The 25,373-nt window shown below is 75.1% G+C and carries 19 protein-coding genes and 3 pseudogenes; 13 read left to right on the top strand and 9 right to left on the bottom strand.

Annotation, left to right across the window (positions count from 1 at the left end; genetic code table 11):
* Positions 1 to 54: 54 nt before the first annotated feature.
* Together ACFV7Q_RS17960 and ACFV7Q_RS17955 are read left to right on the top strand one after the other, a co-directional pair.
* Positions 55 to 1,725, top strand: a complete 1,671-nt coding sequence (locus ACFV7Q_RS17960) for a protein kinase (RefSeq protein WP_385429398.1) — start codon at positions 55 to 57, stop codon at positions 1,723 to 1,725.
* Positions 1,722 to 2,294, top strand: coding sequence for a hypothetical protein (locus ACFV7Q_RS17955; protein WP_385429397.1), 573 nt, complete (start codon positions 1,722 to 1,724; stop codon positions 2,292 to 2,294). Before ACFV7Q_RS17960 ends, ACFV7Q_RS17955 begins: the two co-directional genes overlap by 4 nt.
* A gap of 95 nt (positions 2,295 to 2,389) precedes the next feature.
* Here the strand turns inward: ACFV7Q_RS17955 and ACFV7Q_RS17950 are convergent.
* A pseudogene (locus ACFV7Q_RS17950) lies at positions 2,390 to 2,686 on the bottom strand (DUF6191 domain-containing protein); the annotation flags it as partial.
* Between the two features lie 44 nt (positions 2,687 to 2,730).
* A complete protein-coding gene (locus ACFV7Q_RS17945; RefSeq protein WP_385429396.1) occupies positions 2,731 to 4,023 on the bottom strand; it encodes an ATP-binding protein in 1,293 nt (430 codons plus the stop codon).
* Positions 4,024 to 4,215: 192 nt separating this feature from the next.
* Between ACFV7Q_RS17945 and ACFV7Q_RS17940 the strand changes: the two genes are divergently transcribed.
* Together ACFV7Q_RS17940 and ACFV7Q_RS17935 are read left to right on the top strand one after the other, a co-directional pair.
* A complete protein-coding gene (locus ACFV7Q_RS17940) occupies positions 4,216 to 5,751 on the top strand; it encodes a hypothetical protein (RefSeq protein WP_385429394.1) in 1,536 nt (511 codons plus the stop codon).
* Between the two features lie 113 nt (positions 5,752 to 5,864).
* Positions 5,865 to 6,629, top strand: a complete 765-nt coding sequence (locus ACFV7Q_RS17935; RefSeq protein ID WP_385429393.1) for a trypsin-like serine peptidase — start codon at positions 5,865 to 5,867, stop codon at positions 6,627 to 6,629.
* A gap of 133 nt (positions 6,630 to 6,762) precedes the next feature.
* On the opposite strand, the pseudogene ACFV7Q_RS17930 reads toward ACFV7Q_RS17935, so the two are convergent.
* From ACFV7Q_RS17930 to ACFV7Q_RS17915, 4 genes and pseudogenes are all read right to left on the bottom strand, one after another.
* A pseudogene (locus ACFV7Q_RS17930) lies at positions 6,763 to 7,230 on the bottom strand (NUDIX domain-containing protein); the annotation flags it as partial.
* Positions 7,231 to 7,265: 35 nt separating this feature from the next.
* A complete protein-coding gene (gene lnt / locus ACFV7Q_RS17925) occupies positions 7,266 to 8,882 on the bottom strand; it encodes an apolipoprotein N-acyltransferase (protein WP_385429392.1) in 1,617 nt (538 codons plus the stop codon).
* Between the two features lie 136 nt (positions 8,883 to 9,018).
* Complete coding sequence (locus tag ACFV7Q_RS17920; protein WP_385429391.1) at positions 9,019 to 9,534, bottom strand: hypothetical protein; 516 nt, start codon at positions 9,532 to 9,534, stop codon at positions 9,019 to 9,021.
* Positions 9,535 to 9,701: 167 nt separating this feature from the next.
* Positions 9,702 to 10,796 (bottom strand): FAD-dependent oxidoreductase, encoded by a 1,095-nt coding sequence (locus tag ACFV7Q_RS17915; protein WP_385429389.1) that lies wholly within the window; start codon positions 10,794 to 10,796, stop codon positions 9,702 to 9,704.
* A 76-nt stretch (positions 10,797 to 10,872) separates the two neighbouring features.
* Here ACFV7Q_RS17915 and ACFV7Q_RS17910 point away from each other — a divergent pair, with 76 nt between their 5' ends.
* Together ACFV7Q_RS17910 and ACFV7Q_RS17905 are read left to right on the top strand one after the other, a co-directional pair.
* On the top strand, positions 10,873 to 11,472 hold the full coding sequence (locus tag ACFV7Q_RS17910; protein WP_385429451.1) for a TetR/AcrR family transcriptional regulator: 600 nt from the start codon (positions 10,873 to 10,875) through the stop codon (positions 11,470 to 11,472).
* A gap of 1 nt (position 11,473) precedes the next feature.
* Positions 11,474 to 12,532: an ADP-ribosylglycohydrolase family protein gene (locus ACFV7Q_RS17905; RefSeq protein ID WP_385429388.1), complete on the top strand. Its 1,059-nt coding sequence runs from the start codon at positions 11,474 to 11,476 to the stop codon at positions 12,530 to 12,532.
* A gap of 52 nt (positions 12,533 to 12,584) precedes the next feature.
* On the opposite strand, the gene ACFV7Q_RS17900 is transcribed toward ACFV7Q_RS17905, so the two are convergent.
* Positions 12,585 to 13,382 (bottom strand): glutamate racemase, encoded by a 798-nt coding sequence (locus ACFV7Q_RS17900; protein WP_385429386.1) that lies wholly within the window; start codon positions 13,380 to 13,382, stop codon positions 12,585 to 12,587.
* A gap of 237 nt (positions 13,383 to 13,619) precedes the next feature.
* Here ACFV7Q_RS17900 and ACFV7Q_RS17895 point away from each other — a divergent pair, with 237 nt between their 5' ends.
* The 5 genes from ACFV7Q_RS17895 (at position 13,620) to ACFV7Q_RS17875 (ending at position 19,966) form a co-directional block, all read left to right on the top strand.
* The gene (locus ACFV7Q_RS17895; protein WP_385429384.1) at positions 13,620 to 14,789 is read left to right on the top strand and encodes a glycosyltransferase; all 1,170 of its coding nucleotides are present in this window, start codon (positions 13,620 to 13,622) and stop codon (positions 14,787 to 14,789) included.
* A 247-nt stretch (positions 14,790 to 15,036) separates the two neighbouring features.
* Entirely contained in the window at positions 15,037 to 15,564 is a 528-nt protein-coding gene (locus tag ACFV7Q_RS17890) for a DUF6643 family protein (RefSeq protein WP_385429382.1), read from the top strand.
* Between the two features lie 202 nt (positions 15,565 to 15,766).
* Entirely contained in the window at positions 15,767 to 16,591 is an 825-nt protein-coding gene (locus ACFV7Q_RS17885) for an MOSC domain-containing protein (RefSeq protein WP_385429380.1), read from the top strand.
* Positions 16,592 to 16,741: 150 nt separating this feature from the next.
* Positions 16,742 to 17,344: a hypothetical protein gene (locus ACFV7Q_RS17880; RefSeq protein WP_385429378.1), complete on the top strand. Its 603-nt coding sequence runs from the start codon at positions 16,742 to 16,744 to the stop codon at positions 17,342 to 17,344.
* A 147-nt stretch (positions 17,345 to 17,491) separates the two neighbouring features.
* Positions 17,492 to 19,966: a right-handed parallel beta-helix repeat-containing protein gene (locus tag ACFV7Q_RS17875; protein WP_385429376.1), complete on the top strand. Its 2,475-nt coding sequence runs from the start codon at positions 17,492 to 17,494 to the stop codon at positions 19,964 to 19,966.
* A gap of 38 nt (positions 19,967 to 20,004) precedes the next feature.
* Here ACFV7Q_RS17875 and ACFV7Q_RS17870 read toward each other — a convergent pair.
* A pseudogene (locus ACFV7Q_RS17870) lies at positions 20,005 to 22,370 on the bottom strand (hypothetical protein); the annotation flags it as partial.
* A gap of 289 nt (positions 22,371 to 22,659) precedes the next feature.
* Between ACFV7Q_RS17870 and ACFV7Q_RS17865 the strand changes: the two are divergent.
* A complete protein-coding gene (locus tag ACFV7Q_RS17865; protein WP_385429374.1) occupies positions 22,660 to 23,154 on the top strand; it encodes an SRPBCC family protein in 495 nt (164 codons plus the stop codon).
* A 67-nt stretch (positions 23,155 to 23,221) separates the two neighbouring features.
* Here the strand turns inward: ACFV7Q_RS17865 and ACFV7Q_RS17860 are convergent, their stop codons facing one another.
* Positions 23,222 to 24,361, bottom strand: a complete 1,140-nt coding sequence (locus tag ACFV7Q_RS17860; RefSeq protein WP_385429372.1) for a PLP-dependent cysteine synthase family protein — start codon at positions 24,359 to 24,361, stop codon at positions 23,222 to 23,224.
* A gap of 197 nt (positions 24,362 to 24,558) precedes the next feature.
* Here ACFV7Q_RS17860 and ACFV7Q_RS17855 point away from each other — a divergent pair, with 197 nt between their 5' ends.
* Complete coding sequence (locus tag ACFV7Q_RS17855; protein ID WP_385429370.1) at positions 24,559 to 25,197, top strand: ATP-binding protein; 639 nt, start codon at positions 24,559 to 24,561, stop codon at positions 25,195 to 25,197.
* Positions 25,198 to 25,373: the final 176 nt, after the last annotated feature.

Genomic DNA, 25,373 nt, shown 5'->3' with positions numbered 1-25,373 from the left:
GCCGCGACCGCGCCTCGGGGCACGGCGACGCAACGGACGGACGGGGGACAGGCGATGACGAACGGCTGGACGGTGCCCGGGTACGTGCACGTCCGGGAACTCGGCTCCGGCGCCAGCGGCCTGGTGGTCCTCGCCGTCCACGAGGCCACCGGCACGCCCGTGGCCGTGAAGTACCTCACCGACCGGCTGCGCCAGGACCCGGCGTTCGTCGCCGAGTTCCGCTCGGAGGCCCGGCTGCTCGGCGGGCTGGACTCGCCGTACGTCTTGCGGCTCTACGAGTACGTGGAGGCGCCCGGCGGCGCCGCGATCGTGATGGAGCTCGTCGACGGGATCTCGCTGCGCGCCGTGCTCAAGCAGTCCGGGCAGACCGACCCCGAGGCCGCTCTCGTCGTGCTGAAGGGCTCCCTCCTGGGCCTGGCGGCGGCGCACCGGGCGGGCGTCGTCCACCGCGACTACAAGCCGGAGAACGTGCTGGTCGCGTCGGACGGCCTGTCCAAACTGGTGGACTTCGGGATCGCGGTGCGCCGCGACACCACACCCGGGGTCGCCGGCACCCCGGCGTACATGGCGCCCGAGCAGTGGCAGGGCCGGCCGGCCACTCCCGCGGCCGACGTGTACGCGGCGACGGCCACCTTCTTCGAGTGCCTGACGGGCCACAAGCCGTTCCCCGGGCAGAACCTCGGTGAGCTCGCGGTCCAGCACGTCGAGGCGCCGGTACCGGAGGACGAGGCACCCGAGCCCGTTCGCCCGCTGATCCGGCGGGGCATGGCCAAGGCCCCCGAGCAGCGCCCGGAGAACGCCGAGGCGTTCGTCGCGGAGCTGGAGCGGGCGGCACTGGCCGGGTACGGACCGGAATGGGAGGAGCGCGGCCAGCGCAAGCTGGCGGCGCTGGCCGCGCTGTTACCCCTGCTGTTCCCCTCCGCGGGCGGCCCGGCCTCGGGAACCACGGCGGTGGCGACGACCTCGCTCGGGCCGGGCTCCGGCTGGGCCCCGGGGCGGCGGGGCACGATCGCGGCGGGCGCGGCGCTGGTGTTGGGCGTGGTGGCCGGGCTGGCGGCCAGCGCCTCGGGGGGCGAGCCGGGTGGCGCCCGCGCCGTCAACTCGTTCGCCACGTCGAGCCCCGCACCCTCGGCCTCCGGATCCGGATCCGACGGACCGGCTCCGAGCCCCTCCGGCTCGCCCGGCCCGTCCCCCGCCGCCTCGGGCTCCCCGTCGCCCTCGCCCTCGCTCCTGCCGTCGGCTTCCCCGACCGCGACCCGTTCCCCGAGGCCGAGTACGAGTCCGGGCCCGAGCCGCTCGGTGACGGTCCCGGCGCCACGAACCACTCCGCCGCGGACCACTCCCCCGACGAAACCACCGACCTCGCCGCCCACTCCGGTTCCCGCCCCGGTCGTGTACGCGGTCGGGGTGAGCCTGGCGCAGACCGACGACGAGACCGGCCGGGCCGACATCACGCTCAAGGCCTCCGGCACGGGCAAGGTGAGGGTCACCGTGCAGTGGTTCACCGGCGACGACAACGAGCCGTTCTCCGAGCCGGACGGCACCACGGAGTACGACCACACGGTAGGCGGGGCAGGGCTGATGGCGCTGGCTGCGGACGCACCGGTGACGCACGCCTTCAAGGGCGGCGGCTGCTACTGGGGTGTCCGGGTCACGACCTCCCCCGCCGCCGGCCAGGGCCCCGCGACCGACAGCCTGGTCGTGAGGAGGTGCTCCCCCGCATGAGCGACGACGAGTACAGCGCAACGGTCCTCGGCAGCCACTGGTTCAGCGGGCCGCCGCAGCCGCAGGACGCCGCCCCGGACCGGGTCGATGGCTCGGTGATGCGGTTCGGGCCGGGGGTGACGGCGGCCGTGCCGGCCCCGTTCCCCGTGGTGGTCCCGCCGCGTCGGCGGCGTCGCGAATGGCGCCGCTACACCCTGGCCGCAGCCGTGCTGCTCGCCGTGCTGGCCTACCTGGCCTGGCAGCGCTTCGGACCGGGGCTGGAGGTCCGGGGCCTGGCGGTGGGCACCGCCACCGGAGAGGGCCCCGGCTGCGGCGCCACGGCCGACGTGGTGGCCGTCGTACGGACCAACGGGCGCCCGGGAACGGTCGCGTACCGGTGGATCCGCAGCGACGGAACCCACTCCGAGCAGCTCACGGAACAGGTGCCCCGGGGCCGGGACGAAGCGCGGCTCCACCTGCTGTGGACCTTCCGGGGCCGGGGCACCTACCCGGCCACGGCCGAGATCCAGATCCTCTCGCCCACCCGGCGCACGGCCACCACGCAGTTCACCTACGGCTGCGACCACTAGGTCGGGACCGCGAGAGCGCCGTCGCCAGGGCGAGCGGGCCCCGCTGAAGCCTCCTCTGCGCGCGGGTCCCGCGACCCGGGAGCGGGCGGGGCCGGGCGGATCACGGCGCGGCCGGCGTCGAGGTCCACGCGGGAGCGGGGCGGGGCGCCGTCCTCCTCGTCGTCGCGCATCACGAGGGCGCTCTGCCGCTCCTTCAGCTCGTTCTGCTTGCCCGGCGAGAACGACGCGTGCAACTGCTCGAAGCCGGTGGCGGAGACCTGCCCCTGGCGGCCGTTCCACCGCCAGGGCAGCAGACCGGCCCGGCCCGCGCGCACCAGCACCAGGTCGAGGAAGGCCATGGCGGTGAGGAGGAGGGCCAGCCCCGGCAGGGTCATGAAGAGGACGAACGCCATGGCGAGACCGTAACCGACCGGCCTGGCCCGCCCGAGGGCGGCGGTCAGAAGCGGGCGTGGGCCGTGATGTCGGCCTCGAACTCGCCCGTCATGGCCGGGGTGACGGTGGGCCGGCACTGGGCGACCGCCGCCAGGTAGTCCTCGGTGGTGGCGCCGGGCCGGCCCCCTGCCGCGCCGTGCGCGACGCCGACCGCTTCCAGGTCCCGTTCGAACGAAACCTGCGCCGCGATCCGCGCCGCGTGTTCGATGTCGGCCGGGGTGAACAGCTCGCTGGCCTCCACGAGTGCGTCCACGTCGACGTCGGCGCGCCCCGCCGTGTACCGGGACCAGATCGCGGCGCGCGCGGCGGCGTCCGGGGTGCCGATCGGGATCAGGTAGTCGAAGCGGCCGGGCCGCAGGAAGGCCGGGTCCAGCGAGCGGACGGAGTTGGTGGCGCACACCAGCAGCCGCTCGTCGCCCTCCCGGAATCCGGGTATCAGCTTGAGCAGCTCGTTGGTGACCCCGTGGACGCCGCCGGGCTGCGCGGGTTCCGTGCGGACGGGGGCGATCTCCTCGACCTCGTCGATGAAGACGAGCACCCGCTCCAGCTCGGCGATCCGGGCGAAGGCGTCGCGCAGCGCGGCGGCGAGGTTGCCCTCGTCGGCGAGCCGGGAGGGCAGGAGTTCCACGAAGGGCCAGCCGAGGCGGGAGGCGATGGCGCGGGCGAAGGTGGTCTTGCCGGTGCCGGGCGGGCCGAAGAGGGCGATCGCCCGCGGCGGGCGCACGCCGTGCGCGGCGGCCCGCTCGGGCTCGGCGAGGGGGAGGACGACGCGCCGCTCGATGAGGTCCTTCTCCCGTTCCATGCCGGCGACCCCGGCCCACAGCCCGTTCGGCAGGAACCGGCCGCCGAGGTCGGCGAGGAGGCCGGCGGCGGGTCCGTGGAGGGGCTCGCTCTTCTCGAAGTAGGCGACGGCGGGCTGCCGGGTGTAGCCGGCGTTGAGCAAGCCCTCGCCGAGCAGGTCCTCCTCGGGCAGGACGTACGCGATGCGGCCCACGCGGGCGGCTATGAGCCGCCGCTCCAACTCGACGAGGAGCGCGCTGGCCAGTCCCCGGCCGCGCCAGCCGGCGGCGATCGCGATCCGCATGACCCAGGCCCGCTCGCCGGTGACGCAGGCGAGGGCCGCCCCGATGGGGACGCCCTGGTGCACGGCGACGACGCAGGGCTGCCGGTCGGTCAGGGCACTGATGCATTCGGCCAGCGAGAAGACGGACTCCTGTCCGAGTCCTGCCGTGCTGTCGATCAGGTGGACGACTGCGGCGAGATCGCTCTCGCGGTAGTCGTGGATCAGCCAGTTCACCCGGTACCGCCCCTCGTTGCTCGTTGCTCGTGCTGTTCGTGTTCCTGGTCCGCGATGCTGCGGCGAGGCTAGGGGCGGCCGGGGTTCCCGTTCTCGCTCCGCGGTGCACAACAGCGGGTCGGGAAACCGTCCGTGGCGTCCATAGACTGGTGTTTTCCGCCCGAGGCGCCCAGCGAGGATCCGATCCGTTCCATGACTTCCGACATCACCGCGGGCCGACGGCGGATCCTCGTGTGGCTGGTACCGGTCCTGTGGACCTTGGGCCTCGGGCTGTGGGGGCTGTCCCGGCAGGACAGCGTGTGGCGCGACGAAGCGGCGACCTGGCAGGTCGCGGCCGGGCGCTCGGTCGGCGAGACATGGCGGATGCTCGGCAACGTCGACGCCGTGCACGGGCTGTACTACCTGCTGATGCACGGCCTGTTCGAGGTGTTCGGGGCGAGCACGGCGACGCTGCGGCTGCCGTCGGTGCTGGCGGTTGCGGGCGCCGCGGCGTGCACGGCGCTGATCGGCCGGAGGGTGGCCGGGTTCTGGGCGGGGCTGGGGGGCGGGCTGGCGCTGCCGCTGCTGCCGGCCGTGCAGTTCTACCTCCAGGAGGGCCGCCCGTACGCGCTGGTCGCCGCCGGCGCCGGGGTGTCGACGCTGCTGCTGGTGTCCCTCCTGTCGGACGCAGCGGACGCAGCGGAAGGGGCGGCCGGGCTGGGAGGCCGGGGAGGCCGGGGAGGCCGGGGAGGGCGGGCCGGCCGGGGACGGCGGGGGCGGCGGGTGTGGCCGCGCTGGACCGCGTACGGGTTCACCGTGCTGGTGTGCGCACTGCTGAACTGGCTGTCGCTGCTGGTCCTGCCCGCGCACGCCGTGACGCTGTGGTGGTCGGGTGCGGGGCGGGGGGTGGTCGGGCGCTGGGTGGCCGCCGCGGCGGGGGCCGTGGCGGGGGCCCTCCCGCTGATCCTGTTCAGCCGGAGCCAGTCCGAGCAGGTGTCGTGGATTCCGCCGCTGACCTGGCACATGATGATCGGCCCGGCGATCCTGTTGGCGATCGGCGGGCTGGGCGCGTGGCTGGACCGGCCGCGGACCGGCCGACTGTCGGCGGCGGCCGTGGGGCTGCCGCTGCTGGCGGTCCCGCAACTGGCGCTGATCGGGATCTCGCTCGTCCAGCCCCTGTTCCTGGACCGGTACGTGCTCTTCAGCATGATCGGCCTCGCGCTGCTGATCGGCGCCGCCCTGGGCGCCGCCGTACGGGCGGCCGCGCCCCGGTTCCCGCGGGCGTCGCGCCTACTGGTGCCGGGTGTGGTGGGGATCGCCGTGCTGGCGCTGCTGCCGGTGGAGCTGGCCAAGCGGGCCCCGGCGAGCCGGGTCGACGACGTGCTGGCGGTGGCCGGCGAGGTGGCGCGGCTGAAGCGGCCGGGAGACGCGGTGCTGTTCGTCCCGGCGGCCCGCCGGGACACCGCGCTGGTCTCCCCCGGCGCCTTCGCGGGGCTGGCGGACGTCGCCTTGGAGCGGGACCCGGTGGCCTCGGGGACGCTCAAGGGCGAGGAGGCGGGCCCGGCGCGGATCAGGGCGGCCCTGCTGGAACGGCGCCGGGTGTTGCTGGTCACGGACGCCGCGAAGGTGGCGAAGCCGTCGGGCGCGGCGCGGGACGCGGCGAAGGCGGCCGTGCTCGGGGAGCACTTCAGGGTGGTGGAGGACCGGCAGGTCCGGGGCCGCCGGGTCACGGTGTACGAGCGCCGGTAGCCCCGACGGGCCGGCGGCGGTAATGAATCCGCCCCGGATTCACAGCGGATTCATATGGAATAACGGGCTCCGGTCACAGTTTCGAGGGGGAGCCTCGGAACATGATCCAGCGCATGCCCCTCCGACCGGCCCGCCGCCCCGCCGTCCGCCGGACCTCCCGGACGCTTGCGGCGCTGGCCGCGATGGCCACCCTGTTGAGCCTGAACACGCCGGATGCCGGTGCGGTTCCGCCGCCGGGCGTGACGGCGCGGGCGGTGCCCGACGCGACGGCGGACCGGATCGGGCCGCTGTTCGCCGGCGGTCCCGACGGCGGCCACTTCTGCACCGCCGCCGTGGTCCGCAGCGACGGCCGCAACGTGATCGCCACGGCCGCGCACTGCCTGGGTGACCCGCAGAACACGGTCTTCGCACCGGGCTACCGCGACGGTAGGGCCCCGTACGGGATGTGGCGGCTCTCCGGCGTCTTCGTGGCGCCGGACTGGACGGACGGCGAGGATCCGGACGCGGACGTGGCGTTCGCCACGGTGGTCCCCGTGGACGGCGGGCAGGGCCCGTACGTCGAGGACACCGTGGGCGGGTTCCCGGTGGCCGCCGAACAGCCGGACGACGCGCCAGTGACGGTCATCGGCTACCCGAGCACGGAGGACGCCCCGCTGCGCTGCGCGAACAGCACCGCCCTGCATTCCGCGACCCAGCGCCGCATCGACTGCCCCGCCCTCAGCGGCGGCACGAGCGGCAGCCCGTGGCTGGTGGACGGCGCCGTGGCCGGGGTGCTCGGCGGCCACGAGGGCGGGGGCACCGACCCGGACGTCTCGTACAGCGCCGTCATGGGCGACCGGACGGTGGGGCTGTACCGCGAGGCGGCCGACGCGGGCTGAGCCGCGGGCGTCGGTGTGGGGGCTACTCCGGGATGCCCTCCGGCACCCACGCCGGGACGCGGTCCCCGCCCCGCCGGTCGGCCGGGATCTCCGCGCCCGCGCCGGCCGCCCGGACCTCCTCCGGGAGCACGCCGGCGGGTGCGAACCAGGTCGGCTCGTCCCGTAGGGCCCGGCTGACGCGCTCCAGCCCGAACCGGTCCAGCGGGGGCAGGGCGTCCGGCGGGAACCAGGCCACCTCCAGCGACTCCTCGTCGTTGGCGCGCGGATCACCACCGGTCGCCCGGCAGCGGAAGGTGATGTCCTGGAACTGGCACACGTCGCCGTTGGGGTAGGTGATGGGCTGCAGCATCTCGACCATCACCACGCGCTCCGGGACGCAGCGCACGGCCGTCTCCTCGTACACCTCGCGCACGGCGGTGTCGGCGGGCTGCTCGCCCGGTTCCGCGATGCCGCCGACCACGGCCCACCGGCCGGTGTCGGAGCGCCGCCCGAGCAGCACGTGACCACGGTCGTCGAAGACGATGGCGGTCACTGCGGGCAGCAGGAGCAACCGGTTCCCGGCATGGGCTCGGATCTCGCGGATGAACTCAGGTGTGGTCATGCCCCGACCTTACGAGGCCGACGCCGCCGCACCGCTCAGGCGGCGCTGCGGCGGGCACGGGTCCGGCGCACCAGGAGCCAGCCGAAACCGCCCGCGGCCAGGGCGACCAGCGCGTACTCGGGCAGCGGGCCGAGGCGGGTCGCGGGGGTCTCGGTGGAGCGCAGCGGGATCTCGGCGACGAGCGCGTCGGCGGTGAACATCTCGGTCTGCTGTACGACCCTGCCGTCGGGGCGGATGACCGCGCTGACGCCGCTGGTGACCGGGACGAGGACGGTCCGGCTGTGCTCGACGGCCCGGACCCGGTCCATGGCGAGCTGCTGGTAGGTCATCTGGGTCCGGCCGAAGGTGGCGTTGTTGCTCGGTACGGCGATGACCTGGGCGCCCGCGCGGACGGTGGAGCGGACGGCGTCGTCGAAGGCGGCCTCGTAGCAGGTGACCATGCCGATGCCGCTGCCCGCCATGTCGAAGACGCCGGGCTCCTTGCCGGGGCCGAAGTCCCGCTGCACGCGGTCCACGTCGGCGCTGAAGAGCCGGACGAAGGACCGCATCGGGATGCGCTCGCCGAAGGGCTGGATCTTGCGCTTGTCGTAGGTGTGCGTGGGCCCCTTGACGGGATCCCAGAGGATCATCGTGTTGCGCAGCGGGCCGGTCTCGGGAGCCAGCACGGAGCCGATCGCGACCGGCACGCCGATGGCCTTGACCGCGTTGTCGATGACCCGGTGGGCGTCGGGCTGGGAGAAGGGGTCGATGTCCGAGGAGTTCTCCGGCCAGACCACGAAGTCGGGCTCGGGCGCGCGGCCGGCCCGGACGTCGTCGGCGAGCTGGATCGTCCGCTTCGCGTGGTTGTCGAGGACGGCGCGGCGCTGGGCGTTGAAGTCGAACCCGGCGCGCGGCACGTTGCCCTGGATCACGGCGGCCACGGCGGTGCCGTCCTCGGCCGCGTCGGACACCAGCGGGCGGGCGGCCACGGCCGTGCCCACGGGGGCGGCGACGGCGAGTGCGGCCAGGGCGGCGACACCGCGGCGGGGGTGGTTTCGGACGGTGCGCAGCACCTCGTACAGGCCGAATCCACACAGGGCGGTGCCGAACGAGAGCAGCGGGGTGCCACCGAGGGCGGCGAGCGGGAGGAAGATCCCGTCGGCCTGCCCGAAGGCGAGCTTGCCCCACGGGAAGCCACCGAAGGGGGCGCGGGCGCGCAGGGCCTCCCCGGCGATCCAGACGGCGGCCCCCCACAGCGGCCAGGCGGGGAGCCGGCTGACGAGGGCGATCCCGAGGGCGGTGAAGCCGATGAGGACGGCTTCGAGCGTGGCGAGGGCGATCCACGGGACGGGGCCGACGCCCTCGCTGGTCCACACGAGCAGCGGCAGCAGGAAGCCCAGCCCGTGCAGCAGGCCCAGGCCGAAGCCGGCACGGGCGCGGCGGCCGTGGAGGCAGCCGGCGAACACGGCGAGGGCGAGGGGAGCCAGCCACCACAGGGGTCGGGGCGGGAAGCTGAGGTAGAGCAGCACGCCGGAGGCGGCGGCGAGGGCCGCACGGACCCCAGCGGCGGCCTTCCGCCCGGACGGGCGGCCGCCCACGGGCGGGGTGGTTTCGGCTCCGGCGGGGGCTGCCGCTCCGGTGGCGCGGGGCTCTTCGGTGACACTGCTGCTCATCTGGCGGAGTGTACGTGGCCGGTCCGGGCGCGCGGGCGGGCGCAGGTGGGGCGGCTGCTCCGCGGCTGCGAGCTGCGAGCTGCGAGCTGCGACGACCCTGTCGGTCGGGGCGACCGGGCGGTTCGGGCAGGGCGGCTCAGCCGGCCAGGGTGTGCAGGTGCGAGCGGATGACGCGGACGGCGTTCTCGGCGTCGTCGACGGTCACCGTGAACACCTTCCCGTCCCCGAGGTGGAGGGCGAGGCCCTCACCGCGGCGGACGACGATGGCGGTGCCCTTCTCGGGGCGCCAGCGGTGGCCCCAGCCGCCCCACTGCTGGGGGGTGATGTGGGGCAGGTACTCGGCAGAGGTGACCTCCTGGAGCCGGACCGTCCGGCGGGGCACCCCGATGTGGCCGCAGCGCACCTCGACGGCCTCGGCGTCGACGGTGACGGAGACCTGCACGAAGGCGAGGGTGCCGTAGAGGATCAGGAGCCCGACGGCGAGGCACCCGACCACGGACATCAGCAGGGGCACGATGCCCGAGTTCCACGGGGAGTCGACGGCGAGCTCGATGCCGAGGGCCAGGGCGGCCGCGCCGGCCGCGGCCAGCACCCATTGCACGCGGTTGGTTGCCCGGCCCGTCCAGAGCGGACCAGGAGGGTGACCCGTCATGGGTAGCAGCGTACTCACCTTCCGCACCTGTGCCACCACCTCTCGCCCGGCCGGCGGCCCGCCGCCGGCCGGGGCCGGATCGTCGGGCCGGCCGCTCTGCGCCGCACCTGTCCGCGGCAGCCGTCCGGCAAACCCGGCCGGTAGCCGGCCGGGCGGGCCGGCCCGCCTCAGCCGGGCAGGAGCCCGACGAGCGCGTCCCGCAGGGCCGGGCGGCGGACCGTCATGAAGCGGTGCAGGCTGCGGGAGGCGAGGGCGATGCGCTGGGCGGAACGGCGCCGTTCCCCGTCGTACGCGTGCAGGGCGGCGGGGAGCCCGGCCCGGCCGTGCGCGGCGACCGCCCGGGTGAGGGCTTCGGCGTCGAGCAGGGCGGTGCAGGCGCCCTGGCCCAGGTTGGGGGTCATCGCGTGGGCCGCGTCGCCCACCAGGGCGGTGCGGCGGCCGTCGGTGAAGGCGGGGAGCGCCGGGTGGAGGTGGCGCATCTCGTACCGGATCCACGTCGCCGGGTCGGTGGCGTCGAGGACCCGGGGGACGGGGTCGTGCCAGTCCACGAAGGCGGCGCGCAGCTCTTCGGCGGTGGTGGCGCCGGGGACCGTGGCGTACCAGTTGGTGCGCCCCGGCTCGACGGGGGTCATGCCGAAGAAGCGTCCCGCGCCCCAGGTCTCGCCGCACACGCCGGTCTCGAAGCCCGCGATGCCGATCCAGGCGACCGTGCCGAGGGTGCGTACGGTGCTGCGGCTGCCGAAGCGGGCGGTGCGCACGGCGCTGTGGATGCCGTCCGCGCCGATGACGAGGTCGGCGTCGATCCCGCGGAGGTCGGTCAGTGGCTGCCCGTACGCGATCGGGGTGCCGCCGAGCCCGTCGAGTGCGTCGAGCAGGGCGTCGAGGAGGTGCGGGCGGGAGATGAGCAGTTCGGGGCGGCCCGCCTTGCGTTCGATCCGGTCGAGCGGAAGGGCGGCCAGCACCGTCCCGTCGGGCCGGCGGATCTTCGCGTGGCGGTACGGGACCGCGCGCGCCCGCAGGGCCTCGCCGAGGCCGAGCCGGTCCAGGGCCGCCTGGGCGGTGGGGTGGATGCCGAAGGCCGTCCCGTAGCGCTCCGGGGCGGTGCGCCGTTCGAGGACGGTGACCGACCAGCCGGCGCGGCGGAGCCCGATGGCGGCGGCGAGCCCGCCGACGCCCGCTCCGACGACGAGCGCCGTGCCAGGGGTGGCGCTGGCGGTACTGACGGTCTCTGCGGTGCTGGTGGTGCGGTGCGTGCCGTGCATGACCTACCCCTCGCTCCCTAGCACCACATCTGTGGTACTACACCTGTAGTACCACAGGCGTGGTTAGACTGCCATGGTGAATCAGGACCGGAGGGACCGGCTGCGCGACGCGGCCACGGCGGTGCTGGCGGAGGCGGGCGCGCGCGGGCTGACGCACCGTGCCGTCGACACCTCGGCCGGCGTGCCCCTGGGCACCGCCAAGAACTACTTCCCGACCCGCGACGCCCTGCTCCGGGCGGTGGCCGAGCGCTGCGTGGAGCAGTACCGGACGCTGGCGGACGCCCTCGCCGGTCGGGGCCCGGGCCCCACCGACCGGGCCGGGCTGGCGGCCCTGCTGGCGGGGCTACTGCGCGATGTGGCGGGGGCGGGGCGGCCGCGCGTGCTGGCCTATCTGGAATTGCAGACGGAAGCGGCGCGGCGGCCGTGGCTGGCCGCGCTGCTCGACCCGGTCGGTGCGGCGGACTTCGCGGCGCACCGGCAGCTGCTCGGCGCGGCCGGGCTCCCCGACGGGCCCGCCCAGGCCCGCGTCCTCACCCTCGCCATGCACGGGGCCGTCTGGCACCTGGTGGCCGGGGCGCCGGACACACTGCGTGCGGCCGGGCTCGACGACCTGGACGCCTTCGCGCGGGACGTGCTGGGCGGCGTATGCCCCGAACCGTCGGGGGAGGAACAGTGACATGACCGACCCGTTCAGCCCAATGGACCGCATCAGCGGCATCAGCGGAATCGACGACATCGACCGGATCGACGGAATCGACCGGACCCATCGGACCGATCGGGGCGACCGGACCGACTGGGGCGACTGGACCGACCGGGGCGACCGGACCGACCGCGCCGTGGGCGCCGTGCTCGGCTCGGCCGTGGGCGATGCCCTCGGCGCGCCCTACGAGTTCGGGCCCGCGGGGGAACTGGGCGCGCGCGGCGCGGAGATGCGCGGGGGCGGCGGCTGGGACCCGGGCGAGGCGACGGACGACACGCAGATGGCCGTGCTCGTCGGCGAGTCGCTGCTGGAGCACGGCGGCCTCGAACTCCCCGACGTCTTCGAGCGGTTCCGGCGCTGGGCGGCTGCCGGGCCGAAGGACATCGGGCTCCAGACCGAGGACGTGCTGACCAGCGGCGAGCCGTGGGATCTGGCCGCGGCGCTGCACTTCCAGGTGAACGCGCGGGCGGCCGGCAACGGTTCCCTCATGCGGGCGTCGACGTCGGCGGTGTACTTCGCCGCCGAAGGGCGTGAGGGGACCATGGCCGCGGCACGGCGGATCGCGGCGCTCACCCACGGCGACCCCGCGGCCTGGGAGGGCACCGCCGTCCTGCACGAACTCGTACGGGTCGGCCTGGCCGGCGCCGATCCACTGACCGGCATTCCGGGAGCGCTCGCGGCGGTAGACCCTGAGCAGCGCGAGCGCTACGAACGGGTCCTCGACCCGCACTGGCACCCGGACCTGGCCACCGAGTTCAACGGCGCGGTGTGGCCCTGCCTGGGCTCGGCGGTGTGGGCGCTGCGGACCACGAGCGGCTTCGCGCAGGCCGTCCGGGCGGCCGTGGACCTGGGCGGGGACACCGACACGGTCGCCGCGGTCACGGGCACGCTGGCCGGCGTCCACTACGGCCAGGCGGCGATCCCGGCGGAGTGGACGGCCCCGCTGCACGTCCCGCTGCCCGGCTCCGGCGACCGCGTCCTGGACGCGGACGGCCTACGCAGCCTGGCCCGTCGCCTGGCGGCGGAGGGGCCGTGACGCACAGGGGACGGCAGGGCGGGGGGCGCGGCGCGGCGCGGCGGGCGAGGACTCAGGCGGAGCCGAGCGCCGCGCCCTCCCCGACCAGCAGCCGGCCCTCGGCGTAGCCGAGCGCGGGAGCCGGCAGCGCGCCCTCGTCGCCGCTGAGCAGCACGGTCAGCGCACCGGTGGCGGGGAGCCCGGGCTCGGGGGCGGCGCCGATGCGGCGCAGCGCCTGGAGCGCGACGGCCTCGGCGGAACCGTGGAAGGCCGGCTCGGCCCCACCGGTCCGCTCGGCCAGGGCGGCCCGGACGGCCGCCTCGACGAGCTCGTAATGGGTGCACCCGAGCACGACGTCGGTGACGTCGGCCGGGGTCAGCTCGGCGGCGGCCGCAACGGCGGCGGCTATGGCCACCTCGTCCGCCGCCTCGACGGCGTCGGCGAGCCCGGGGCAGGGCACCTCCGTGACACGGGCCCCGGCGGCGAAGTCACGGATGAGCCCCCGCTGGTACGGGCTGCCGGTGGTGGCGGGCGTGGCCCAGATCGCCACGCGCCCGCCGGCGGCAGCGGCGGGCTTGATCGCCGGCACGGTACCGATGACGGGGATCGCGGGTTCCAGCTCCGCCCGGATGGTGGGCAGGGCGTGGACGGAGGCCGTGTTGCAGGCGATGATCAGCGCGTCCGGGCGGAGCGCGGCGGCGGCACGGGCGACACCGAGCGCGCGCCCGGTGAGGTCCTCGGGGGTACGCGGCCCCCAGGGCATGCCGACGGGGTCGGAGGACAGGACCAGGTCGACGTCCGGGCGCAGCCGCCGCATCGCGGCGGCAGCCGCGAGGAGGCCGATTCCGGAGTCCATGAGCGCGATCTTCACCTGGTCACCTTAATCGACGCACCCCTTTCCCCACCCCCGACGCCCCCCTGCCTGTGCTCCGTGCCACACCCCTTCCGGCCGTGCTGCGGCGGGCTCCGGCAGCACGTTCCGCGCAGGCTCCGCGAAGCCAGCCGGACCGCCCCGCGGGCCGGAACGGGGTGCGGCCCGAACGCACGGGGTGCGGCCCGGGCGGGCGGGGTGCGGGACAGGGAGGTCCGGGTTCGGCAGACTGCCCGCATGGGACTTCTCGGCGCCGCGTGCGCCTCCCTCGCCGCCTGGCTCTGGCTGACGCTCGCCCAGGGCATGTTCTGGCGGACCGACGTCCGTCTCCCCCCGCGCACCGCCCCCGCCCGATGGCCGTCCGTCGCCATCGTCGTCCCGGCCCGGGACGAGGTCGAGGTGCTCCCGTGCAGCCTCCCCTCCCTCCTCGCCCAGGACTATCCCGGCCGGGCGGAGGTCATCCTGGTGGACGACGGCAGTACGGACGGCACGGCAGCACTCGCCCGCCGCCTGGCCCGCGTGCAGCCGGGGCTGCCGCTCACCGTCGTCCCCGCCGGCGAGCCCGAGCCCGGCTGGACCGGGAAGCTGTGGGCGCTGCGCCGGGGCATCGAGTACGCCCGGAGCGCCCGCGCCGCCGAGCCCGAGTACCTGCTGCTCACCGACGCCGACATCGCGCACGAGCCCGACAGCCTGCGCGAACTGGTCGCAGCGGCCACCTCCGCCGGCCTGGACCTGGTCTCGCAGATGGCGCGGCTGCGGGTCGCCAGCTTCTGGGAGCGGCTCGTCGTGCCGGCGTTCGTCTACTTCTTCGCGCAGCTCTACCCGTTCCGTCGGATCAACCGGCCCACCGGCCGGACGGCCGCCGCGGCCGGCGGCTGCGTCCTGCTGCGCACCCGGGCGGCGGTCCGGGCCGGCGTTCCGGATTCGATCCGGCAGGCCGTCATCGACGACGTCTCCCTCGCCCGCGCCGTCCGGGACTCCGGCGGTCGGATCTGGCTGGGGCTCGCGGAGCGGGTGGACAGCGTGCGCCCGTACCCGGCGCTCGCGGACCTGTGGCGGATGGTCGCGCGCAGTGCGTACGCCCAACTGCGGCACCGGTTGCTGCTGCTGGCGGGGACGGTGGCCGGGCTCGTCCTGGTGTACCTCGTCCCCCCGACCGCCCTGGTCGCCGGGCTCGCCTCCGGGAGCCCCGCGACCGCCTGGGCCGGCGGCCTCGCCTGGCTCCTGATGGCCGGAACGTACCTGCCGATGCTGCGCTACTACCGGCAGCCGGCCGTGCTCGCGCCGCTGCTTCCGCTCACGGCGCTGCTGTACCTGCTGATGACGGTGGATTCGGCGGTGCAGCACTACCGGGGGCGCGGCGCGGCCTGGAAGGGCCGCACATATCCCCGGCCGAGCGATGCGTGAAACGGCGAAATACCGCCTCGACCCGATGTCATCCGAGGTCACCACGTTGTGACGCTGCGTCAGCGGCAAGTCGGTGCAACACCCAACGGTCAAGCACGAGTAGGGACAAGAGGGTGCGGAAGTGGCGAATCGTGCACGTGAACGTGAAGTGAAGGGTGTGCCACTGACCTGCGAAGATGCAGGTCAGCGCGGCATCCGTCACACCTAGCTATGGACCCGGTGAAGCCGTGGGCTTAACTTAGGTCCCATGACCTCCCCCCGCTCCACTTATGGCGGCGGTTACTACTCCGCGCCCTCCTTCCCGGACACCCCCATCTACGACTCGCTCGTGGCGGAACGCGGCACTCCGCAGATCGCCCCGATCCGTGTTCCGGCCGCCTACGATTCGCCGGGCTCCGGCTACTCGAGCGGTGGGTACCTGCCGGCCCTCGCCTCCGCGCTGCCCGCTCTCCCGGCCGCGCTGCCCCCGGCCCCGACGCCTCCGCAGCCGCAGCAGTCGGGCGGGTACGGCTACCCGTATCCGGGCCAGGGCGCGCCCTCCCCGGTGCCCCTGCAGAACGCGCCCGCGCCGTACATCCCGCAACAGCAGCCGGTCGCGGCCCGCGCGGGGTACATGCAGCAGGCGCAGCCGCAGCAGCCCCGGCCGGTCGCCGCGGGCACCGGGTACGAGGCGATGCGCCCGGCGGCACCGCGGCCGATGCAGGTCGCGGCGCCCGCCGCGGGCCCCTCGTACGAGGACCCGTACGGCCGCCCGTACCAGGGGCGGGCCTACTAGGGGCACAGCAGCACGCGTGCGAGCGGTTCGTCCGCGCGCGCAGCACGCGTGCCGACCCGCCCGGGGGCGCCCGCGGGCGGACGCGCGGAAGACGGCCGCCCGGTCCTGACGGGCCGGTGCCGGTCCCGCCGGGCCCCTGCCCGTGCCCCCGTCCCGCCGGTGGCCACTGGGGTGGCAGCGGGGCACCTGGCAGGATGCCCCCATGTCGAACTCGTATGTCCAGGCGCTGCACGTCCATCCCGTCAAGTCGGTAGCGGGGACAGCTCCCGACGAGGTGGCCGTGCAGCCCTGGGGCCTGGCCGCGGACCGGCGCTGGGCGCTGGTGGACCCCGAGGGCACGGTCATCACCCAACGCCAGCAGCCGCGTCTGGCCCTGGCCTCGGCGCGTCCGCTGGAGGGAGGCGGCGTCGCGGTGTCGGCGCCGGGCATGGCCGACCTGGTCGTGGAGGTTCCGGAGCCGGGGCTGCTGGAGCCGGTGCTGCTGTTCGGCAAGAAGGTCGAGACGGTGGTCGCGGCGGACGCCGCGGCCGACTGGTTCGGCACGTACCTCGGGGTTCCGGTACGACTGGTGCACCTGGACGACCCGGCCGTACGGCGCCCGGTGGACCCCGACTACGCACTGCCCGGCGAGACGGTGAGCCTCGCCGACGGCTATCCGGTGCTCCTCACCACGCTGGCGTCGCTGGACGCGCTCAACTCGCTGATCGCCCAAGGGGACCATCCCGAGGAGGGCCCGCTGCCGATGGACCGGTTCCGGCCCAATGTGGTGGTCGCCGGGGCCGAGGCCTGGGCGGAGGACGGGTGGCGGCGCATCGCGATCGGCGACGCGGTCTTCCGCGGGGCGCGGGAGTGCGGGCGGTGCATCGTGACCACGACCGACCAGAGGACGGCCGAGCGCGGCAAGGAGCCGCTGAAGACCCTGGCCCGGCACCGGCGGATCGGCAAGTCGCTGGCGTTCGGGCGGCAGCTGGTGCCGGTGCGGACGGGCACCGTGCGCGTCGGCGACGAGGTCCGCGTCCTGGAGTGACTCCCCGGGTTCCTGCCGGTTCCCCGGAATGACACCTTCGGGGGGCTCTGGCGGATCCCTGGAACCAACCGTCGTGACTATGCCGTTGGATCATCCGAAAGGTGCCTGGGTCAGACGGAGGCAAGGGGGTGCCGGACCGTGTGGGCAGCAATGGGTGTGTGGCGTTGGCGGCGCAATCCGCTGCGGCGGCCGACCGATCTTTTCGAGGCGTGGGTGGCGTTCGCCGCGCTGGTGTGCGTCTTGCTGGTGGCCCCGGCCGTCGGCTGGGTCACGGGCCGCCAGGTGGACGGCACACTGCAGCGGGCGGCGCGCGAGCAAGGGCAGGAGCGGTACCTCGTCCCGGCGGTGGTGGTCCGGCCGGCCGCCGTCGGGGCGACCGGGGGCGCGGGCGACGAGCCGGCGCCGCAGCGGCAGGCCCCGCAGCGTACGCAGATCGTGGCCGCCTGGACCGCGCCGGACGGCAGCAGCCACCTGGGGACGGTACCGGCGGCCGAGGAACCGCCGCGGGCCGGCGACCGGTTCCGGATATGGACCGATCTGCGCGGCCGGTTGGTGCCCCGTCCACTCGACCCCGCCTCCACCGGCGTGCACGCGGCGGTCGTGGGCCTGGCCGCCGCCCTTGGCGCCGCGGCACTGGCGGAAACCACCCGCCGTCTCGTCGTCCGCAGGCTCATGCACCAGAGGTACGTACTCCTCGACCGGGCCTGGGCGGCGGCGGGACCGGACTGGGGCCGGGCGGGCGCCGGCAGTTGACCTGGCCTCCCATCGGCTCCCCGCGCGCTACGGTGGAGCGGCCGGAACGGTTGCCGTCAGCCGCTGAGGGCGGCTCCGGCGGGATCAGCCGGTGCGGCCGGTTCGGCAGGGCGAGCACGAGAACGAGGGCGGGGGCACGACAGCACCATGGCACAGGGCACGGTCCAGCTGACGCACGGCGGGTCTTCGCGCTGGCGGCGCCGCTCCGGTGAGTATCCGACGTTGGCCGCGGCGCTGGCCGCGGCGGGCGACGGCGACGTGCTGACCCTCACTCCCGGCACCTACCGGGAGAACCTGGTGCTGCACCACGCCGTCACGCTGCGCGGGCCCGAGGGCGCGCCGGGCTCGGTACGGATCGCCCCTCCGGACGGGGTCGCCCTCATCCTGCGCGCCTCGGCCTTGGTCCAGGACCTCCACCTGGAGGGCCAGGACCGGGCGGCGCCCGCCCTGCTCGTGGAGGCCGGCTGCCCGGAGCTGACCGGCCTGCGGGTGAGCACCCGCTCGGCAGCCGGCATCGAGGTGCGCGGCGGGGCCCGGCCGCTGGTGCGGCGGTGCACGGTGGAGAACCCGACGGGCGTCGGGATCGCCGTACTGGACGGCGGCGGCGGGGTGTTCGAGGAGTGTGAGGTCGTCGCCGCCGGCCAGGCGGGGGTTTCCGTCCGCGGGGGCGGGCATCCTCGGCTGGAGCGGTGCCGGATCCACCATGCCGCGGGCGCGGGGATCGCCGTGACCGGCGAGGGCTCGGGTCTGGAGGCGCTGGGCTGCGAGGTGTACGAGATCAAGGGGACGGGCGTGCAGGTCGCCGCCCGTGCGGCGGCCCGCCTCACCGACTGCACGGTGCACCGCACCACCGCCGACGGGATCACCCTCGACACGGACGCCGTCCTCGACCTCTCCGGCTGCGACGTCCACGACGTCCCGGAGAACGGGGTGGACCTGCGGGCCCGTTCCGTGCTCACCCTCGCCCGGACCACGGTGCGCCGCTTCGGCCGCAACGGGCTGTCGGTGTGGGATCCGGGCACCCGGGTCGAGGCCGACTCCTGCGAGATCCACGACAGCACGGGCGACTACCCGGCGGTGTGGATCAGCGACGGCGCCACCGTCTCGCTGACCGGGTGCCGGGTGCACGACGTGCCCGACGCGGTGTTCGTCCTGGACCGGGGCTCACGGGCGGACGTGCTCGACAGCGACCTGTCGCAGGTGCGCAACACGGCCGTGTCGGTGAGCGACGGGGCGACCGTGCAGGTGGAGGACTGTCGGATCCGGGAGGCGGGCACCGGGGCCTGGTTCCGCGACCACGGCAGCGGCGGCACCCTGGCCGACTGCACGATCGAAGCCGTGCAGACCGGGGTGATCGTCACCAAGGGGGCCGATCCCTCGGTCCGGCGGTGCACGGTGTCCTCCCCGGCCGAGGCCGGGTTCTACGTGTCCGCCGGCGGCCTGGGCAGCTTCGACTCCTGCCGGGTGACCGGCAGCTCCGGCTTCGGCTTCCACCTCCTCGACGGCTGCCGGGCCGCACTGACCCGCTGCCACACCGAACGCTGCGCACGCGGCGGCTACGAGTTCGCCGAAGACGGCCCCGTCGCCGACGGCTGCACCTCCGACGAGTCCGCGGCCCTGCCCGCCGACCGGCCGGCCCCCGGCGGCGCACTCGCCGCCGGGGAGCGCCCGGGGACCCGTACCCTCGCCCCGCAGCGGAGCGCCGCGGGGCCGGCGCAGGCCGGTCCGCCGGCCGCTCCGGCCGTGGCGGAGCCGTCCGGGACCCGCGCGGCGGACGGAGCCGACCGGAGTGCCGCGGGGGCACGCGGGTCCGGGGAGGTGATGGAGAGGCTCGAAGCGCTGGTCGGCCTGGAGAGCGTCAAGCGGGAAGTGCGCGCGCTCACCGACATGATCGAGGTGGGGCGGCGCCGGCAGCAGGCCGGGCTGAAGGCCGCTTCCGTGCGCCGCCATCTGGTGTTCACCGGCTCCCCCGGCACCGGCAAGACCACGGTGGCCCGACTCTACGGGGAGATCCTCGCCTCGCTCGGCGTCCTGGAGCGCGGCCACCTGGTCGAGGTGTCGCGCGTGGACCTGGTCGGCGAGCACATCGGTTCGACGGCGATCCGCACCCAGGAGGCGTTCGAGCGGGCCCGTGGCGGGGTGCTGTTCATCGACGAGGCGTACGCGCTCGCGCCCGAGGACTCGGGCCGGGATTTCGGGCGCGAGGCCATCGACACGCTCGTGAAGCTGATGGAGGACCACCGGGACGCGGTCGTGGTGATCGTCGCCGGGTACACGGAGGAGATGGACCGCTTCCTGACCGTCAACCCGGGCGTGGCTTCCCGGTTCTCACGGACCATCACCTTCGGCGACTACGGGCCCGGGGAGCTGCTGCGCATCGTGGAGCAGCAGGCGGAGGAGCACGAGTACCGGCTCGGCGAGGGCACGGCCGAGGCGCTGCTGACGTACTTCACCGAGCTGCCGAAGGGTTCGGCGTTCGGCAACGGCCGTACTGCGCGGCAGACGTTCGAGGCGATGGTCGAACGGCACGCGGGGCGGGTGGCGCAGTTGGCGGATGCGGGGACGGACGAGCTCACGCTGCTGTTTCCGGAGGATCTGCCGGCACTGCCGGCTCGGTGCTGACCCTGGGTGCCGGCACGTGGGGCCGGGAACGGTCGGGGGCCGAGCGGTCGAGGGTCGCTCGCCGGTCCGGGGTGGCCGACCGGTCGGGGGGCTTCCGCAGGTTCGGGTGGGGCGGGCCGGCCAGGCGGGCGAGGAGGGCGTCGCGTTCGGCCGCGAAGGCGGGGTCGGACGGGTAGTCGAAGTGACCCAGGACGGGCGCGGGCAAAGGGTGCCCCGCGCTGCGCCCGTAGGCGAGCGGGTCGGCGAGCGGGCCCCGGTCCACTTCCTCGGCGGGGTCCGCGGTGACCGGGCCGCCGATCGGGTCGGTGGCCCGCCACAGGTTGCGCCAGCAGTCGACCTGCCGGTACAGGGCCGTCAGGGGCGCGGGGCCGAAGTAGGCCGGGAACCAGCGCCCGTAGAGCCGGCGCAGCGGGGACCCGTACGTCAGGAGGGCGACGCGGCGGCGTGCCTGCGGCGGGAGTTGCCAGACGGCGGCCGCGGCGAGCACGCTGCCCTGGGAGTGGCCGGAGATCACCAGGCGGCCGCCGGTGCGGCCGGTCCAGGCGGTCATCCGCCAGGTCAGGTCGGGTACGGCGCGTTCGGCGTAGCAGGGCGGGGCGAACGGGTGGGCGGCGCGCGGCCAGAACGTGCCGACGTCCCACAGCACGCCGATGGTGCGGCGGGCGGCGGGATCCCGGTAGGCGCGGCGGCCCCAGGTGACGAAGAGGAGGAAGCCGAAGCCGATCAGCCAGGAGCCGGCGTCCTGTGCGGCGCGGGCGGCGGCTTCCAGGAGCGGGTGGCTGCCGCGGGCGGCTTCGCCCGGGACCTCCCCGCTCAACCAGGCCCCGGCCAGGGCGCCCGCTCCGAGCAGCAGCGTGACCCCGGAGACGGCGCCGACGAACCAGGGAGCGGAGTCGGTGAGCGCGGCGGCGGCCCGGGCTCCGGCGATGCGGCGGCTGCGGTCCGCGTCCGGGGGCTCCCCCGGGTACTCGGCGGCAATGCGGGCGGCGAGGTGCCGCCGGTGGAGGGCGCCTCGTACCGCGAACACGGCGGCGAGCAGCGCCAGGACGAGGAGCAGCGGGGGCAGGACGGCGGCCTGCCAGGACAGCAGTACGGGTGGTACGGGCGGGGTGGCTCCGCCGTCGAGCCGGCCGGCGACCCACTGGGCGACCCCGCCGGACATCACACCGCCGAGCGCGCAGCCGAGCATGGCGATGGCGGGCCCGCCGAGGCCGCGCAGCGCGGTGGCCCTGTCGGGGGCGAGCCGGTACAGGCGGACGGCGACCAGGGCGAGGGCGAGGACGAGGACGCCCTGGCCGAGCATGAGCAGTCCGAACGCGACGTCGCCCGGCAGCCGGCCGGAGGAGGCCCAGCCGGGACGTGACCAGGAGGTGTGGAGCAGTACGGCGGCGAACAGGACGAGGGCGGTGCCGGGCAGCAGGGTGACGGCGGCCCGGTCGAGGCGGTGGTCGGCCCGCGCCTCGCTCCGGCCGCGCCGGCAGACGACCCAGGCGACGGCGGCCGCCCCGGCGGCGAGCAGCACCTCCAGGGCCCAGCCGAGGGCTTCGAGGGCGGGGGTGCCGGCGCGGCGGTCGTAGCGGGCGGCGGGTGCAGCGACGGCGGCGGCGACGGTGAGCAGCCCGGCGGCGGTGTGCGCGGCGCGGAGCCGGGCCACGATCCGCCGCCCGTACCAGAACCCGGGCCGACCGAGGGCAGGGGCCTGTTCGGCGGGGTCGGGGCCGGGGTCGGCGGCGCCGGCTACGTCCTGCGGCGGGGTCTGGGACTCGTACGCGCTCCACGTCCGGTTCGACAGGAACCACAGCAGCCCGAGCAGTGCGGCCGGGACCAGGGCGCCGAGAGCGAGCCGCCGCCCGGGTTGGCCCCACCAGCCGCCGGGCTCCGCGAACCGCAACCAGGAGTGGGAGGCCGTACAGGCGGCCGTGCCCGCGCACTGCCAGGCGAGGAGGTCGAGGGCGACCTCGCAGGCGGCCGCGAGCAGCAGCAGGGTGAGGCTGAGGGCGAGGAGCCGGACCAGCACCCCGTACGCGCGGACGGCGCGCGGGGGCGGCGCACCGTCGGGAGCGGGCGGCGCGGCGGGACGGGCCCAGTGGGCGAGGTTGACCACCATGAAGGGCAGGAGCAGCAGCCACAGCGCCCGGGAGCCGTTGCCGGAGGTGAGCCGGGACCAGCAGTACGCCTCGACGACGGGCCGGCCGGCGTACCGCTCGGGGTGCGATTCGGCGTCGGCGTCGACGGCGCGGCGGAACACGGCCGCGATCGAGTCGCCGGTGACCCGGACGGTGCGGGGATCGTCGAGCAGTTCCTCGGGGGCCGCGCCGTGGACGCCGTGGACGCGGAGTTCGAGGGCCGGGGGCCGCGGAGGGGTGAGGAGTTCGAGGGCGAGGGGGTGCGGGGGCTGGGGGATCTCCGGCACGGCGGCCTCCGCTCGCGGGACGGGGTCGGCGCAGGTCCTGCAGCCAGGATCCCGCGCACCGGAGCGCACGCATAGCCCCTGTACGGGGGATCCGCGCACTGGGACGGGCACACCGCAGATATCTGACGCTCCATCAACTACCCTGCGCGAAACGGGCACCACCTTCCACCGACACCGCACCGCACGCGCACCGCACCGGACCACACCCGCACCCGCACCCGCACCCGCACCAGCACCAGCACCAGCACCAGCACCAGCACCAGCACCAGGAGGTACCACCATGGCTCGCCGACTCCGCCCGGTGGGGCTGGACTTCACCGAGAGCGCCCCGGTCCGCCTCGCCTTCGAGTCCGTGATGGCCGCGCCGCCCGAGACGGTCTACCGGGCGCTGGCCGAGGAGGTCGAGGGCTGGCCCGGCTGGTTCGGGGCGGTGGTCCGGGCCCGGCCGACGCACGGCGGCGCCGGTCGGGAGATCAGGCTGCGGGGCGGGGTCCGCTTCCAGGAGACGATCGTGGCGGCCGATGCCGGGCTGCTGCGCTACGCCTACCGGGTCGATGAAACCAACGCCCCAGGTCTACGAGCCCTGTTGGAGGAATGGCGGCTCGCCCCCGCCGGGCCGGGCCCGGGCACCCGCATCCGCTGGACGTTCGCGGCGGACGGTCCGGTCGCGTTCCGGCTGGCGCTCGGAGGCGCCCGTCCGGGCCTGGGGCGCTCGTTCCGCGGCGCGGTCCGCACCTTGGACGCCCGCCTGGCGGCCCGGCGCTGGACGGCCTGACGGGCGGACCGCCGTTCGTGACGGCCGCGCGCGACGGCGCGACGCCTGACGCCCCGCCGGCCGGGTGTCAGGCGTCGCCGGGCTCGCGCCAGACGCCGGTCGCCAGCATGGTCTCGATGGTTTCGGCGTACGGGGCGATGTCCAGTCCCTGCGCGGCGACCCATTCGTCCGAGTAGTACTTGTCCAGGTAACGGTCGCCCGGGTCGCAGAACAGGGTGACGACGCTGCCCGTGCGCCCCTCCGCCACCATCTCCGAGATGATCTTCAGTGCGCTCCACACTCCCGTGCCGGTGGAGCCGCCCGCCTTGCGCCCGATGGCCCCTTCCAGGGCCCGGCACGCGGCGATGCTCGCCGCGTCCGGCACCTTCATCATCCGGTCTATGGCGCCCGGTACGAAGCTCGGCTCCATCCGCGGCCGCCCGATGCCCTCGATGCGGGAGCCGCAATCACTGCTCGCGTGCGGGTCGTTGGCGGTCCAGCCGTCGAAGAAGCAGGAGTTCTCCGGGTCCGGGACGCAGACGCGGGTGTCGTACTGCATGTAGTGGACGTAGCGGGCGATGGTCGCCGACGTACCGCCGGTGCCGGCGGTCGCCACGATCCAGGCGGGCTCCGGGTACCGCTCCAGGCGCAGCTGCTGGTACATCGACTCCGCGATGTTGTTGTTGCCCCGCCAGTCCGTGGCCCGTTCCGCGTACGTGAACTGGTCCATGTAGTGGCCGCCGGTGCGGGCCGCGAGGTCCGCCGACTCCTCGTACATCTTCATCGGATCGTCCACGAAGTGGCATTCGCCTCCGTGGAACTCGATCAGCCGGCACTTCTCCCGGCTGGTCGTGCGCGGCATGACCGCGATGAACGGGACGCCGATCAGCTTGGCGAAGTACGCCTCGGAGACCGCCGTCGAGCCGGACGACGCCTCGATGACGGGGCGGCCGGGGCGGATCCAGCCGTTGCAGAGGGCGTACAGGAACAGCGAGCGCGCGAGGCGGTGCTTGAGGGAGCCCGTCGGGTGCGTGGACTCGTCCTTGAGGTAGAGGTCGATGCCCCATTCCTCAGGGAGCGGGAAGCGCAGGAGGTGGGTGTCGGCGGAGCGGTTCGCGTCGGCCTGCACCTTGCGGACGGCTTCTTTCAGCCAGGCGCGGTACTCCGCGTCGCTGCGGTCGACGTCCAACGTCGTAGCCGTCGTACCGGAGGTACGGGTGGTGCTCATGCGCCTTGCTCCTTCGTGCGTTCTGGCCCCCTGCTTTCGCAATGTACCTCTCCCACCTGCACAAACAGTCACTTTGGGTATCCATGCGGATCGCTTTCGATCGCGTTCGGTTGCATCCGTCCGCACCGTGGGTGACCCTGGAGGGGGCATTACCGAGGGTGCAGCACCCGTAACACTCATGTCGGGGAGTCGCAGCCGTGATCAGTCACTCACGTAGGCACTGCGTCGTCGAACTGCAGGCCTTGCCGTCCCGGATCGGCCAGATCCGGAGGATCGTTTCCGCGCAATTGCGCCACTGGCAGCTGGATCCGCTCATAGACCGGGCTGCGCTCGGGGTGACGGAGCTGCTCAGCAACGTCCACCGGCACGCGCAGCCGGACAAGAGATGCACGGTCGAGATCGAACTGCGGCTGGGGCGGCTCACGGTCTCCGTGTACGACGGTGATCCGCGGCTCCCCGTCCGCCGGGCGGCGTTCGCGCAGACCCCGCACACGGCGGTCTCCCGGCAGCCGCTGGACACCGCGCGGGCGCCCGGTGCACCGAACGGCCCGATCAGCCCCGAGATGCTGGACGTGCTGGAGACGGGCGGGCGCGGCCTCGCCCTCGTCGAGGCGGTCAGCGAGGCCTGGGGGGCCCGGCACCAGGAGAACGGCCCCGGCAAGGTGGTCTGGTTCTCGCTCCGCGTCGCCCCCGCGACCCCGGCCCGCCCGCGCCCCGTGCGCAGCCGTTCCACGCCGGTACGAGAGCCTTCCCCGGCCATGTCCCTCGCCGCGGACCCGGACCCGGCACCGCTCGGCCTGTCCGTGGCGGCCGCCACGGCGATCAGGCCCGGGTAACGCCCCCGCCGCCCGTCCCCCTCTGCCTGCAAGCCGGCGCCAAGGCGACACAAGGGCACAGGCACCACGGGCGACACACGCGGCACAGGGGCACACGCGGTACAGGGGCACACGCGGTACAGGGGCACACGCGGTACAGGGGCACACGCGGTACAGGGGCACACGCGGTACAGGGG

Source organism: Streptomyces sp. NPDC059851, assembly GCF_042732005.1.
Taxonomy (GTDB): domain Bacteria; phylum Actinomycetota; class Actinomycetes; order Streptomycetales; family Streptomycetaceae; genus Streptomyces.
Note: the sequence above shows the minus strand (reverse complement) of the source record. Positions and strands in the feature narration are given on the sequence as shown.

What these genes read in the sequence shown, in the direction of transcription:
- ACFV7Q_RS17955 (WP_385429397.1), top strand. Translation starts at nt 1,722, where the DNA reads ATGAGCGACGACGAGTACAGCGCAACGGTCCTCGGCAGCCACTGGTTC.
- ACFV7Q_RS17935 (WP_385429393.1), top strand. Translation starts at nt 5,865, where the DNA reads ATGCCCCTCCGACCGGCCCGCCGCCCCGCCGTCCGCCGGACCTCCCGG.
- ACFV7Q_RS17875 (WP_385429376.1), top strand. Translation starts at nt 17,492, where the DNA reads ATGGCACAGGGCACGGTCCAGCTGACGCACGGCGGGTCTTCGCGCTGG.
- ACFV7Q_RS17880 (WP_385429378.1), top strand. Translation starts at nt 16,742, where the DNA reads ATGGGTGTGTGGCGTTGGCGGCGCAATCCGCTGCGGCGGCCGACCGAT.
- ACFV7Q_RS17865 (WP_385429374.1), top strand. Translation starts at nt 22,660, where the DNA reads ATGGCTCGCCGACTCCGCCCGGTGGGGCTGGACTTCACCGAGAGCGCC.
- ACFV7Q_RS17920 (WP_385429391.1), bottom strand. Translation starts at nt 9,534, where the DNA reads ATGACGGGTCACCCTCCTGGTCCGCTCTGGACGGGCCGGGCAACCAAC.
- ACFV7Q_RS17895 (WP_385429384.1), top strand. Translation starts at nt 13,620, where the DNA reads ATGGGACTTCTCGGCGCCGCGTGCGCCTCCCTCGCCGCCTGGCTCTGG.
- ACFV7Q_RS17940 (WP_385429394.1), top strand. Translation starts at nt 4,216, where the DNA reads ATGACTTCCGACATCACCGCGGGCCGACGGCGGATCCTCGTGTGGCTG.
- ACFV7Q_RS17885 (WP_385429380.1), top strand. Translation starts at nt 15,767, where the DNA reads ATGTCGAACTCGTATGTCCAGGCGCTGCACGTCCATCCCGTCAAGTCG.
- ACFV7Q_RS17890 (WP_385429382.1), top strand. Translation starts at nt 15,037, where the DNA reads ATGACCTCCCCCCGCTCCACTTATGGCGGCGGTTACTACTCCGCGCCC.
- ACFV7Q_RS17960 (WP_385429398.1), top strand. Translation starts at nt 55, where the DNA reads ATGACGAACGGCTGGACGGTGCCCGGGTACGTGCACGTCCGGGAACTC.
- ACFV7Q_RS17915 (WP_385429389.1), bottom strand. Translation starts at nt 10,796, where the DNA reads ATGCACGGCACGCACCGCACCACCAGCACCGCAGAGACCGTCAGTACC.
- ACFV7Q_RS17860 (WP_385429372.1), bottom strand. Translation starts at nt 24,361, where the DNA reads ATGAGCACCACCCGTACCTCCGGTACGACGGCTACGACGTTGGACGTC.
- ACFV7Q_RS17905 (WP_385429388.1), top strand. Translation starts at nt 11,474, where the DNA reads ATGACCGACCCGTTCAGCCCAATGGACCGCATCAGCGGCATCAGCGGA.
- lnt (WP_385429392.1), bottom strand. Translation starts at nt 8,882, where the DNA reads ATGAGCAGCAGTGTCACCGAAGAGCCCCGCGCCACCGGAGCGGCAGCC.